This is a genomic window from Rhizobium sp. BR 315, from assembly GCF_050577975.1.
GTDB classification, from domain to species: Bacteria; Pseudomonadota; Alphaproteobacteria; order Rhizobiales; family Rhizobiaceae; genus Rhizobium; species Rhizobium miluonense.
On the sequence record NZ_JARWKZ010000020.1, the window covers coordinates 1 to 12,535 of the forward strand.

Annotated in this window: 12 protein-coding genes; all 12 read left to right on the top strand. The window is 59.4% G+C overall.

Annotated features, from left to right (window positions below):
- The coding region (locus QD409_RS19275) for a flagellin (protein WP_430763381.1) at window positions 1-186 on the top strand (186 nt) is incomplete at its 5' end.
- 329 nt (window positions 187-515) lie between these two features.
- Window positions 516-1,439 carry a flagellin gene (locus tag QD409_RS19280; RefSeq protein ID WP_092851355.1) on the top strand — a complete coding sequence of 308 codons (924 nt, stop codon included), beginning with the start codon at window positions 516-518 and terminating at the stop codon, window positions 1,437-1,439.
- A 255-nt stretch (window positions 1,440-1,694) separates the two neighbouring features.
- Window positions 1,695-2,672 carry a flagellin gene (locus tag QD409_RS19285; protein WP_092851353.1) on the top strand — a complete coding sequence of 326 codons (978 nt, stop codon included), beginning with the start codon at window positions 1,695-1,697 and terminating at the stop codon, window positions 2,670-2,672.
- A 246-nt stretch (window positions 2,673-2,918) separates the two neighbouring features.
- The gene (locus QD409_RS19290) at window positions 2,919-3,551 is read left to right on the top strand and encodes a hypothetical protein (protein ID WP_092851349.1); all 633 of its coding nucleotides are present in this window, start codon (window positions 2,919-2,921) and stop codon (window positions 3,549-3,551) included.
- The gene (locus QD409_RS19295; protein WP_092851344.1) at window positions 3,548-4,990 is read left to right on the top strand and encodes a MotB family protein; all 1,443 of its coding nucleotides are present in this window, start codon (window positions 3,548-3,550) and stop codon (window positions 4,988-4,990) included. Before QD409_RS19290 ends, QD409_RS19295 begins: the two co-directional genes overlap by 4 nt.
- Before the next feature lie 3 nt (window positions 4,991-4,993).
- On the top strand, window positions 4,994-6,298 hold the full coding sequence (gene motC, locus QD409_RS19300; RefSeq protein WP_092851341.1) for a chemotaxis protein MotC: 1,305 nt from the start codon (window positions 4,994-4,996) through the stop codon (window positions 6,296-6,298).
- Window positions 6,299-6,300: 2 nt separating this feature from the next.
- Window positions 6,301-7,896 carry a flagellar hook-length control protein FliK gene (locus QD409_RS19305; RefSeq protein ID WP_430763382.1) on the top strand — a complete coding sequence of 532 codons (1,596 nt, stop codon included), beginning with the start codon at window positions 6,301-6,303 and terminating at the stop codon, window positions 7,894-7,896.
- Window positions 7,844-8,431, top strand: coding sequence for a lytic transglycosylase domain-containing protein (locus QD409_RS19310; RefSeq protein WP_092851335.1), 588 nt, complete (start codon window positions 7,844-7,846; stop codon window positions 8,429-8,431). The genes QD409_RS19305 and QD409_RS19310 overlap by 53 nt, the downstream gene beginning before the upstream one ends.
- A 280-nt stretch (window positions 8,432-8,711) precedes the next feature.
- Window positions 8,712-9,383, top strand: a complete 672-nt coding sequence (rem, locus tag QD409_RS19315) for a transcriptional activator Rem (protein WP_092851334.1) — start codon at window positions 8,712-8,714, stop codon at window positions 9,381-9,383.
- Between the two features lie 290 nt (window positions 9,384-9,673).
- Window positions 9,674-9,922, top strand: coding sequence for a hypothetical protein (locus QD409_RS19320; protein WP_139115069.1), 249 nt, complete (start codon window positions 9,674-9,676; stop codon window positions 9,920-9,922).
- A gap of 24 nt (window positions 9,923-9,946) precedes the next feature.
- A complete protein-coding gene (flgK, locus tag QD409_RS19325) occupies window positions 9,947-11,461 on the top strand; it encodes a flagellar hook-associated protein FlgK (protein ID WP_430763383.1) in 1,515 nt (504 codons plus the stop codon).
- A 3-nt stretch (window positions 11,462-11,464) separates the two neighbouring features.
- Window positions 11,465-12,508 (top strand): flagellar hook-associated family protein, encoded by a 1,044-nt coding sequence (locus tag QD409_RS19330; RefSeq protein ID WP_092851327.1) that lies wholly within the window; start codon window positions 11,465-11,467, stop codon window positions 12,506-12,508.
- Window positions 12,509-12,535 lie beyond the last annotated feature (27 nt).

Genomic DNA, 12,535 nt, shown 5'->3' on the forward strand with positions numbered 1-12,535 from the left:
CAGACGAGCTTCGCTTCGTCGCTGTCCGACTCGATCCAGTCGGGCGTCGGCAAGCTGGTTGACGCCAACATGGAACAGGAATCGAGCAAGCTGTCGGCTCTGCAGACGCAGCAGCAGCTCGCCGTCCAGTCGCTCTCGATCGCCAACTCCTCGAGCCAGTCGATCCTGTCGCTGTTCCGCGGCTAATAGCAAGCGTCGGCGTCCAACGCCGGCTGAAATACGCAATGACGACTTCACCGCGCCCTCCCTGGAAGGCGCGGTTTTCTTTTTTATTGGCCAATTACGTACCGCCAAAGATGATGTCGTCGGCCGCGCTCGCCGGATCTGATGTGGTCTGATTTTGTTAACTTTTGTGGCGGCATTAACCTTTTATTAACGCTATTGCTGTCAGTTGCAGCTAACGCAACGGTTGGTTAACCACTCCTAAGAGCCGGTTAACAAGCATGAGGCTGATCTCCGTTCCCGGCCACAGACCGGAATGTCCCTTCCAATTTCAGCCACAAGGGGCACCTTCAATGACCAGCATCCTGACCAACGTCGCGGCTATGTCCGCGCTCCAGACCCTGCGCTCGATCAATAACAATCTGCAGGATACCCAAAGCCGCGTTTCCTCCGGCTATCGTGTTGCCAAGGCATCCGACAACGCTGCCTATTGGTCGATCGCGACCTCCATGCGTTCCGACAACAGCGCGCTGTCCGCGGTGTCCGATGCGCTGGGTCTGGGTGCCGCCAAAGTCGACACCGCCTATACGGCGATGAGCACTGCCCTCACCGTCGTCGGGCAAATCAAGGACAAGCTCGTCGCAGCGACCGAAAACAGCGTCTCCAAGGGGGACGTGCAGCAGGAGATCTCGCAGCTTCAGCAGCAATTGGAAAGCATTGCCCAATCGGCCTCCTTCTCCGGTCAGAACTGGATGTATGCAGCCAATGGCGCCTCGGCCTCCGTCGTTTCCTCCTTCGTTCGCAACAACAACGGCACGGTTTCCGTCAACAGCACCAGCTACAGCTTCGATACCGGCTCCCATGGCAACGTCATGTTCGGCGCAAAGCCCAGCGGCGCGCTCGATACCAGTTCCGGCATTCTCGGCAGCAAGCAGACGATCGGCAGCAACTCCTATTCCGTCTTCAGCCTCGACATCACCAACATGACCAACGGCGATATCGGCAAGGCGATGAATCTCGTCCAGGGCGCGCTCAACTCCATGACGAGTACGTCTTCTCAGCTTGGCTCGCTCTCGACGCGTATCGACCTGCAGACCAACTTCGTCTCCACGCTGCGCGATACGATCGATTCGGGTGTCGGCAAGCTCGTCGATGCGAATATGGAACAGGAGTCGAGCAAGCTGTCGGCACTACAGACGCAGCAGCAGCTGGCAATCCAGTCGCTGCAGATTGCCAACACGAGCGCACAGAACGTGCTGTCGCTGTTCAAAGCTTGATCGGAGCTTGCGTTAAGATAGCGCGGCGGCATTTCTCTCTTGTCGTCGCGCCCAGGCTTTTGTTAACCTTACCGATAACTGATTTGTAGTTTTTGCGCAGGAGCTGGCTCCCGACTTTCCGCAAAGCGGGAACTGCATCTTGTTTTAGCGACGGGCCGCGCTGGGATATTTATTTCCCGCTGGTGGGCATGAGGCCAATCGTTGCTGCCGGATTTGCCCGGTTTGCCAATCCCAATGGAATTACGGATTTTTTAGATGAGCAATGTGACGGCGAATGCGGCCACGTCTGCGGCGTTGATCGTGCTGCGTGGAATCAACAAAGACCTCGGTGTCGCGCAGCAGCAGGTCTCATCCGGCTTCCGCGTCCAGAATGCGAGCGACAGCCCCACCTACTGGTCGATGGCGAACACCATGCGCTCGGACCAGAGCAGCCTTTCCACCATCAACGATGCGCTTGGCCTTGGTTCCTCCAAGGTCGATACCGCGTCGACCGCGATGGATTCGGTCGTCAGCCTGCTGACCAAGATCCAGTCCAAGCTCGTTTCGGCAAGTGAAGCGGGCACGAACAAGGATGCGGTCAACTCCGATATCCAGCAGCTCAAGGACCAGTTGCAGGCGGTCACGCAGTCGGCAGCCTTTTCCAGCGAAAACTGGCTCTACAACACCGGCGAGCAGCCCAGCACGCAACAGTCCGTGATCAGCAACTTCACCCGCGGCGCAGGTGGCCAGATAAGCCTCACGACCATCGGCTATGACAGCTCCCAGACCCTGATGATCGATACCTTCGATCCCAGCCGGGGATTGTTGACGAAGAATGTCGACGCAAGCGCGCTCGGCGCATCCGGCAGCAGCTCGACGCCTCGCAACTATTATCTTCTGGCTGCCGATGCCGGCACGCCGCCGGCCGGCGGCACGGAAATCGCCATCTCCAGCACCACGACGGACGCCCAGCTTACGGACATGCTCAATGTCACGAACTCGCTTCTGAAGTCGGCGACCACGGCGGCTTCGACGCTGGGCATGATGAAGTCTAATATCGACGACCAGTCGAACTACATTTCCAAGCTCAGCGACACCATCAAAAGCAGTGTCGGCGATCTCGTCGATACGAATATGGAAGAAGCGTCCGTGCGGCAGTCCGCGCTGCAGACGGCGCAGCAGATGGGCGTTCAGGCATTGTCGATCGCCAACAGCATGGCGAGCAAGGTGTTGATTATCCTTCAGTCGAAGTGATGTCGGGCGGCATTGCCGATCCGGCCGTGCCGCCCCGCATTCATCCTCGCACAAGTTTGACTGCCTACGGTCCAGCGCAGTGGCATGGTTGCGCCGTTTGCCGGAGATAGTCGTCATCTCCGCAGAGCGCTGCCAGAGGACGGAAACCGGAAGCGTGATGATCGACGTTTTGAGAATGGGAAATGATCGGCCCTCTTGTGGCATCTACCGCCAGCGTCCTACCGACGCAAACGAGGAGATGCGCGCTTGAGCTTGACACTATCCCGATATCTCAAGGATTTCAGCGCCGAACAGACCCCGCCCGCCGACTTCTCGGACACGGTCTTTGCGGAGCCGGCGGAATTTCCTGAGCCCGCCTTGGAGCCGCCGGTCGATGTCGAGGCCGAGCGTCGCGCCGCCTATGCGGAAGGGCATGAAGCGGCGACGCAGGATTTGTCCCAAAAGCATCAGGCAGAGCTCGATGCCGTGACCGCTTCCTTCCGCGCCGAAATGGATGCTCTTCGGGCGCAGTACGAAGAGCAGGCGGCACAGAAGATCGCTGCAGATTTGGCCCGCATCGCAACGACGCTTGGCCAGGCAATCAGCGCGGACGCCGCAGCAGTCCTTGCGCCGGTCATGACTGAAACCCTGACGACGAAGGCTGTCGCCGACCTCTCCGACTTAGTCAGGACGGCAATTCTGGATGGCAGCGCCGGCCCGGTCTCGGTGAGCGGTCCGCGCCATCTCTTCGAGGCCCTTGAAGCCCATCTTGGTGAAGAGGCTGCTTTCCTGCGCCACGTCGAGGTTGAGGATGTCGATCTCACTGTCACGATCGGTGAAAGCGTTCTTGTGACCCGCATGTCTGCCTGGGCTGCGGGCCTGAAAGAGATTCTGAAATGAGCGACGGCGATCAAAATCAAGCAAAGCATGAGATCATCATCGTCAAGCGCCACGGCGGCGGCGATCACGAAGGCGGCCATGGTGGTGCGTGGAAGATCGCCTATGCCGACTTCATGACCGCCATGATGGCCTTCTTCCTCGTCATGTGGCTGGTCAATGCCGCCAACGAGGAGACGAAGGCCTCGGTCGCTTCCTATTTCAATCCGATCAAGCTCGCCGACGAGAAGCCGACCGAGAAGGGGCTCAAGAAGCCTGTCGATCAGGCTCAGGGCGAAAAGAACCAGCAGAAGTCGGACAAGCCGCAGGACAGGCCCAATGACGGCAAGTCGGCCAAGACCGGCGAGGATCTGACGTCGACATCCGGCGATCAGACGAATTATTCCGAAGCCGATTTCTTCGAGAATCCCTACTCGGTTCTGGCCGAAATCGCACAGGAAGTCGGCCAGCAAGCCAATGTCAGCGCCAAGGGCGAGGGCGGTGCTGCGCAGTCCGGCCCGGCGACGGGTGCCGAAGGCGGTCAGGCCTATCGCGATCCCTTCGATCCGGATTTCTGGACCAAGCAGGTTCACGTTTCCAGCGCGTCGAAGATGGCGAACGAGGAACAGTCCGCCAAGTCGGATCAGTCACCCAAGGGGGAGGTTATCGCCCTGTCCAAGGCGACTGCTGCAGACAGCGGCCAGCCGGCGACGCAGCCGCAGACCCCGGAACAGCAGCCGACCCTGAGCGAGCAACAGGCTACCGGACAGCAGGCCATCGGCAAGCAGCAAGGCAAGCAAGCACAGCAGCAGGTCGCGAGCGCAACCGAACAAGGCACTGCCTCGAGCTTCCAGGATAATGCCGCCGCCTCCCAGGCCAAGGACACCCCGCCGACGAAAGCCCAGCAGCAGGAAGCCAAGGAACTGCAGCAGGAAATCCAGTCGCAGATCGGCGGCATCGCGGGCCAGCTGGCGGAGGGTCTTCAGGTAACGTCCGTCGAGGGCGGTTTGCTGGTAACGATTTCCGATCAGAGCAACGACCCGATGTTCAACATCGGCTCTGCCGTGCCGCGCCGGGAAATGGTGCTGGCGATGGAAAAGATCGGCAAGGTTCTGGCGGAGCGCAAGGGAGCAATCCTGGTCCGCGGCCATACCGACGGACGCCCCTATATGGTCGGCGGCCGCAATGACAACTGGCGTCTGTCGCTCGACCGCGCCCAGAGCGCCTACTACATGCTGACCAGCGGCGGCTTGGATGAAAAGCGGATCGCGCAGGTTTCCGGATTTGCAGACCGGCGGCTGAAGCTGCCCGATGATCCCTTCAACGACGCTAATCGCCGCATCGAGATTCTGATCGTCAGTCCGTCGAGCCAGGCTACGAAGGACCCCGTGAAGCCCACTACCCAGACCCCGGCCAAGCCGGCGACGGAAAAGGGCAAGCCGGGTCAAGGCAAGCAGGGATAGGTCATGGCGCGCAAACAGCATCGTCATCGTCTTGCGCTTGCGCTGACCCTCGGCATCCTCGTGCCGGGAGGCGCTCGTGCGGAGGGGCAGGACAACCTGCCGCTCTACAAGATGCTGCGCTCGCTTGAATTCGTGCAGGATTCCGTTGTTGCGGGCGATAGCTCGGCTGGAGAGATGCAACGCTTTCTGCTCGCCACCATCGATGCCCGCCTGCGCAATGCGGATAAATCCATCTTTGAAGATACCCGCAATGTCGATGCCGCACTGACCTATGCGATGAGCGGCGGCAATCCGCAAACGCTCGAATATCTGATGTCGCGCGACGTCAACGGCAATTTCGACAATCGCGTTGCCGATATTCTCCGGAAGTATCTCAACGGCAAGGGACTGCTGGTCGTCAACACGCTTGCCGATATTGCCAGGGAATACCGCGACAAGCCGATCGGCCCCTATCTTTCGCTGGTCGCCGGTAATGTCATGTCTGGCAAGAATGTCACGGCGGCGTTGAAGCTCTACGATTGGGCTCGTCTGCTGGCACCCGGCACGATCGTCGAGGAATCCGCGCTGCGACGCTCGCTTGCCCTAAGCACCGATGCGGGGCTCGTCCCGATGGGGCTCGACTATGCGCGGCGTTATACGAGACGCTTCCTGCATTCCCCCTATGCCAGCCAGTTCGCCGACCTCTTCGTTCAGCTGGCGGTGGATCACGATTCAGACATCAAGCAGCAGGACATCATCGACATCCTGTCCTTCATGGATCCGCCCAGGCAGCGGGAGATCTATCTGCGCATGGCGCGCCGCGCGGCGATCGCCGGCAAGTCCGATCTCGCAGCGCTGGCCGCCGGCCGTGCCCAGGCCATATCGAACGATGGCGGCGATGCCTTTGGCGCTTTGGCAGGCTTCTATGGCGGTGTCGCCGGCATATCGACGCCAGGTCTGGAAGCGGCGATCGACAACCTCAATCAGATGCCGGCCGGAGAATTGAACGCACGGGATCGCGCTCTGCGCGATGCTGCCAAGGCCGTCGCACAAGAGATCTTGCGAGCGCCGGATCCTGCAAGCCTCGGGCAAGGCAATGTTCCTAACCTGCCCAATCAACAGAATACTGAACACGATGCTGCTGTGACGAATCAAGGGGGAGGCCAATCTCCCACCACGGCGGGTGTTGAGCAGGGAGCCGCGGCAAAGGCAGCTCCCGCCCCGGAGAAGGGGAGGCAGGAGGCCGACTCTTCGTTCAACGCATTCGTCACAACGAACCGCTCGAAGCTCGATGCCATCGACGGTCTGTTGAAGCAGGGAAGTCATTGATCATGAACGACATCGGTGTATCCGGCGCCTCTTCCGGGGCGGATATTCTTGCTGCCGCCAAGGGCGCCCGCTCGTCAAAGCAAGACGAGGACGGCAAGGGCTTTCTCGACGCACTGACCAGCTCCCGCGGCAACGGGCGCAGATCGTCCGGCACGAATGCTGGCACTGGCAAGGCCGGGAATGCAGGTACTGCCGACAGCAGCAATACCGACAAGGACGCAGCGGCAACGAAGTCGGCCGAAAGTTCCGTGGCGAATGGTCTTGCCATCGACGAAAGCGCCACCATCGGAGCCGGAATGATCGATACGACTGCAGCCAATCTTGCAGGTCTCGCCGGTCTGCCGAAGGGGACGAAATCTCCGGAGGGGACCGATGCCCTGTCGCTGGCGAAATCATTGATGGAGCTTCAGAAGGCCGCTTCGGGCCCGGCTCCGGCGGACGCCGGTGCTGCGGCGACCGATCCGGCGGCGACCATGGCTGATACCGGCAAGGTGCCGGCACAGACCCGCGCGGCCGCTCAGCTTGCCGAGATCGTACAGCAATTGACGGAAGCGGCAACGCCAGGCGGCAAGCCGGCGCCAACTGACGGCAATGGCAAGACCCCGGTGAAGGGTGACAAGGATGCAGCCACCCCTGCTGAAGATGGTAAGGCCGCGCCTACGCAAAGTGGCCAGGCTGCGCCCACTATCTCCGACGCCTTGTCGCTCCTGAATATTCCTCAGGCCGCCGTCGCGGCGCAAGGCACACCAACAACAGCGGTCGGGCAGGCTTCTCGCGATACGAAGATCCAGGGCACGGTGCCTGCCAATGCCACGCTGAAGGACGACGCGACGGACACTATGCCGGCGCCGCAGGAAGACGGCAAGGTAACGGATACAGCGCAGACCTTTCGGTTGACGCGCGCAGACGGTCGAAACGGCGCGCTCGACATGTCGATCGCCAAGCGCGGTGACGATGCGGCAGATGTCACGGTAGGCGTTGGCACAGGCGGCGACGCACAGACCGTGACCGTCCTCGATTCCCGCCGCTACCTCGGGCTCGCTGCCAATTCCAATTCGGCGCTGGTCGCCGGTTCTTTAGCGGGTGACCGCGAGTGGTCGGCAGCCATGCAGCCGGGTTCGGCGCTTTCCAATGCTGCGAATCTCACCAGCACCGGCAAGGTCGTCAACACGCTCAAGATCCAGCTCCGCCCCGATAATCTCGGCGACGTTACCGCCACCATGCGGCTCTCCGGCGATCAGCTGAGTGTCGATCTGAAGGTGCAGACGGGCGAGGCCTACAGGCAGCTGCATGCTGATCAGAGCCGCATGGTCGATGCGCTACGGGCTCAAGGCTATCAGGTCGATCACATCACCGTCTCGCTGGCTTCCAATGCGGATCAGCCATCGGACAGCGGGCGGCAGTCCGGGTCGAACCAGTCGCAGCAGCAATCCCTGCCGAATCAGGGGCAGGGCGGTAGTGCAAATCAGCGAGGCCAGAACTACTCGGGACAGCAGGCAGGTGAAAACAATGGCAATCGCAGTTCGGGTGAGCGCGGCGTGGAAGATGGCGCCGCTGGTGGCGTTCAGCGTTCTCGCTCTGGCGCCGTTTACCTCTGAGGCATATGCCTCGGGGAATCCGGCACCGCCTGACAATGGTGCAGCCGGCCTCTGCGAGCGTGAAATCCAGTCGGCCGCAGTGAAATACGGAATACCGGAGGGAATTCTTTACTCGGTCGGCTTGACGGAGACGGGACGCAAGGGATCGCTCTATCCCTATGCCCTCAATGTCGAGGGACGGCCGATCTTCCCTCCGTCCGAGAATGCCGCTCTGCAGGTTTTTGCTGCTGCACGGCAGAACGGCGCCAAGCTTATCGACGTCGGCTGCATGCAGATAAACCAGTATTTCCACGGTGAGAATTTTACGTCCGTGGCTGCAATGTTCGACCCGCGCAGCAACGTAGAGTATGCTGCCAAGTTTCTCCGCAATCTCCATGACAGGCATGAAACCTGGACGATGGCGGTAGCAAGATACCACGCCGGACCGAACAACGACCCCGCCCAGAAGGTCTATGTTTGCCGCGTGATCGCCAATCTGGTGGCCACCGGTTATGGCAAATGGACGCCCAACGCGGCTACCTTCTGTCGGAATTAAACAACTCGCAGGTTGTATTGCCCGCCCGGTTAGCTGACGCTAACCGATGCGATGCGGTTGACTGCCACCAGTTTGCCCAAAATGTACGTGTTAACGATGAGCTAACTAACAGCTTTTTTATCGGTGTGAAATGAAGATGACCTACTAGATGTAGTGCAAATCGCACCCATATGGTTAATCAATTATTAATTCCCGCCACTCATTTCCGACAGTTGTTCGTGATTCGCCCGATTCGTACCCATAGGTCATCGAAACACCACACTGATTCGGAGGCGGACGAATGATCGTAGTGGTTGATGAGCGAGAGCTCGTTAAGGACGGATATACATCACTCTTTGGGCGCGAGGGCATCCCGTCCACGGGATTTGATCCACGCGAATTCGGCGAATGGGTCGCGACGGCTGCAGAGGGCGATATTGCTGCTGTTGAAGCGTTTTTGATCGGTCAGGGGCAGCATGTTCATGAGCTTCCCAGGGCGATTCGCGACCGGACGACTGCACCCGTCATCGCCGTCAGCGATCAACCTTCGCTGGAATCGACGCTTGCACTCTTTGATTGCGGCGTGGACGATGTCGTGCGCAAGCCCGTACATCCTCGCGAGATCCTGGCACGGGCCGCGGCGATCCGCCGGCGGCTCAAGGCTATCAACAACTATACGGATATCGGACCGATTCGCGTCTTTGCTGACGGTCGCGATCCGGAGATCAATGGCGAGATTTTTGCGCTGCCGCGACGGGAGCGCCGCATCCTGGAATATTTGATCGCCAACCGCGGCCGCCGGGTGACGAAGACGCAGATCTTCAACGCCATCTACGGCATTTTCGACGAAGAAGTCGAAGAAAACGTCGTCGAAAGCCATATTTCGAAGCTGCGCAAGAAGCTGCGCAAGAAGCTCGGCTTCGACCCCGTCGATTCCAAGCGCTTCCTCGGCTATTGCATCGACTGGGACTGAGCTTTCCAGTCGGCTCCTAGCCTACAGAATTCGGCCATAAGCCCGGGAATCCAGCGATTCCCGGGCTTCTTATTTGCGAAGATGCGCAGCAGTAGCCGGTACCTTATGGTGCGTTGTTCCTTACCGTCTCCCACCTCGTCAGCGTTGCGCGAGGGTCTCAAGTGGCACTCTGCGGGGTGATTTCAAGATGATCGGTCTTTTGTCCTCTCAGACAGCTTCACGCAAGGCCCGCCACCTACTCTCAGTCACATGAAGGATAACAAGGATTCCAGATGAGGAATTTCGGCAGCATGAGGACTGTGATTGCGGAAGGGGATGTGCAGACGATTCGTCTGGGCGCCATTTCCAACATCGCCGCGCATGCGAAGCCGGCTCATCGTGCAGTCCTCGCATTCCAGAGTGCTTGCAGACGGTCGTTTCGGCTCCAATCCGGTGCTTTGGCGGGCGATGCAAACGACAATCCGTTCAACTCCGCCGGCCTCATTCTGATGGGCTATCCTGACACATCCGGCGCGCCATCGGCCGATCTGCGGCGCTAAAACGAATAGGGTATCGAGTCAGTCATGTCGCTCACAACAGCTCTCAACAACGCGCAGGCAATATTCAACAATACAGGCACGCAAAGCAGTGTCGTGTCGAACAATATCGCCAATACGAATAATTCGGATTATTCGCGTCGACAGGCGATATTGACGACCAACATGTCCGGCGCGCAGGTGGTGAAGATCGCCCGCAGCGAAGAGCCGGCATTGCAGACGGCATTTCTTGCCAACTCGTCGTCGGATTCGGCACAGCAACTGCTTCTGAAAGCCTACAGCAATCTTCAGTCTACAACGATCGGTGGCAATAGCAACGAGATTGCGCCCTCGACCTACCTGACCGCCTTCCAGACGGCGATGCAGACCTATTCGGGCTCGCCGTCCAGCACCACGGCGGCGAAAGCTGCCATCAATGCGGCTCAAAGCCTGGTCACGTCGCTGAACAATGCCACGACTGCGGTGCAGAACGCGCGCACCGATGCGGACAAGCAGATCAGCTCCGACGTCGATACGCTGAATGGCCTGCTAAAGCAGTTCAAAGACGCAAACGATGCGGTGAAATCGGCGACGACGACTGCCGGACCGACGTCGAGTGCTACCGCCGATGCGCTCGACCAGCGCGATTCGATCTTGAAGCAGATCTCGCAGATCATCGGCGTGACGGCGGTGACGCGTGGCAACAGCAACGACATGGCGCTCTACACCTCGAGCGGCACGACCCTATTCGAAACCATCCCGCGCACGGTGACGTTTCAAGCGACCGGTTCGTATACGGCCTCCACGACCGGAAATAGCGTCTACGTCGACGGTGTCGCGCTGACTGTCGGCCAGGGTGCAGCGACAACGGCGCAAGGCAGCCTTCAGGCGGCACTTCAGGTTCGCGATGATGTCGCGCCCACCTATCAGAAGCAGCTCGACGAGATTGCTCGCGGCCTGGTGACGACCTTTGCGGAATCAACGAGCTCAGCCAGCCCACCCGTAACGAAGGCGGCAGGCCTATTCACCTATCCGGGTGCGACCACATGGACCAGCGGCACCGGATTAAGCAATCCGACGATCGTGACCGGCCTGGCCGGCTCCATCACGCTCAACGCGGCTGCGGTCACAAATCAGACCCTGCTGCGCGATGGCGGCATCAATGGCACGGCTTACATCACCAATCCGAGCTACGATCCGTTGAACCCGAGCAAGCCGCTGGACGCCGGCTATTCGACGCAGCTCGATGGCCTCATCACCGCGATGAATACGAAGATGAGCTTTGATAGCCATGCCGGTTCTGATACAAATGCAACCCTCATGAGCTACTCGGCCAGCTCTGTCGGCTGGCTCGAAGGCCAGCGCAGCACGGCAACGACAGCAGCGGAAAATACATCCGCAGCTCTGTCGCGTTCCTCGGGCGCCTATTCGAATGCAACCGGCGTCAGCCTCGACGAAGAGCTGAAGCTGATGATGGATATCGAACAGTCTTACAAGGCTGGAACCAAGATATTGAATGCAGTCAATGCGATGCTTCAATCGGTATTGGATATTGCGAGCTAAGCCATGAAACTTTCTTTCATTTCGAGCCAAGCCATTCAGAACGCCATGCGCCAGACGATCCGTCAGGCGCGCAATGAGATGACCGATGCCTCGACGGAGGCGACCACCGGCGTTTATGCCGACATCGGTGTCGCGCTGGGCAGCAACACCTCCCTCAGCGTCAACCTGGGGAGAGAAGTCTCGCGCATCGATTCCATTCTGGGCAGCAACTCGATTGCGAACCAGCGGATGACTTCGTCGCAGACGGCTCTGACCGGCATGAGCTCGCAGGCACAGAAGCTCATGGATCAGTTGGTGGCATTGCGCGGCAACACCGACAGCAACAGCATCGCTCTGAGCCAGCAGCTCGCCACATCGACCTTGTCGAGCGTCGTTGCCTCGGCCAACGTTATGGTCAATGGCGAATATCTTTTCGCCGGCACCAACACCGACGTGCAGCCGATGACCGACAAGTCGGCTACGACGAATACAGCGATCAAAAACGCGCTGGCGACGTACGCTACGACCAAAGGTGTGACCGTCGACAAGCTCTCCGGAGCCCAGATCAAGGATTTCATCACCACCACCGTCGAGCCGATGTTCACGACCGATGCTAATTGGGCGAGCTGGTCGAGCGCATCGGACCAGAACATGACGAGCCGGATCAGCAATACGGATGTCGTCGAAACCTCGACCAATTCGAATTCGGCCGGCATGCGCTATCTGGCGCTCGCCACAAGCGTCACCAACGCTCTGATGAGCACGACGCCGGCTCTGAGCCAGGATGCAATGAGCGCGGTTGCCGACCAGGCCATCAGCTACTCGCGCCAGGCAATTGACGGATTGAACAATCAGGCAAGCCAGCTCGGCCTCTCGCAAGCGCGCCTGTCTGACGCGAATACGTCACTGAACGCGCAGAAGACCATTCTCACTACCAACATAGGCGACTTGACGGGTGTGGATCCCTATGAGGCTTCCACCAAGGTCAGTAACCTCCAGACACAGCTTCAGACCGCCTACACCATTGTCTCCAAGATCCAGCAGTTAAGTCTCGTAAATTACCTTTGATGATCAAAGGGAAGGAATGACCAGGAA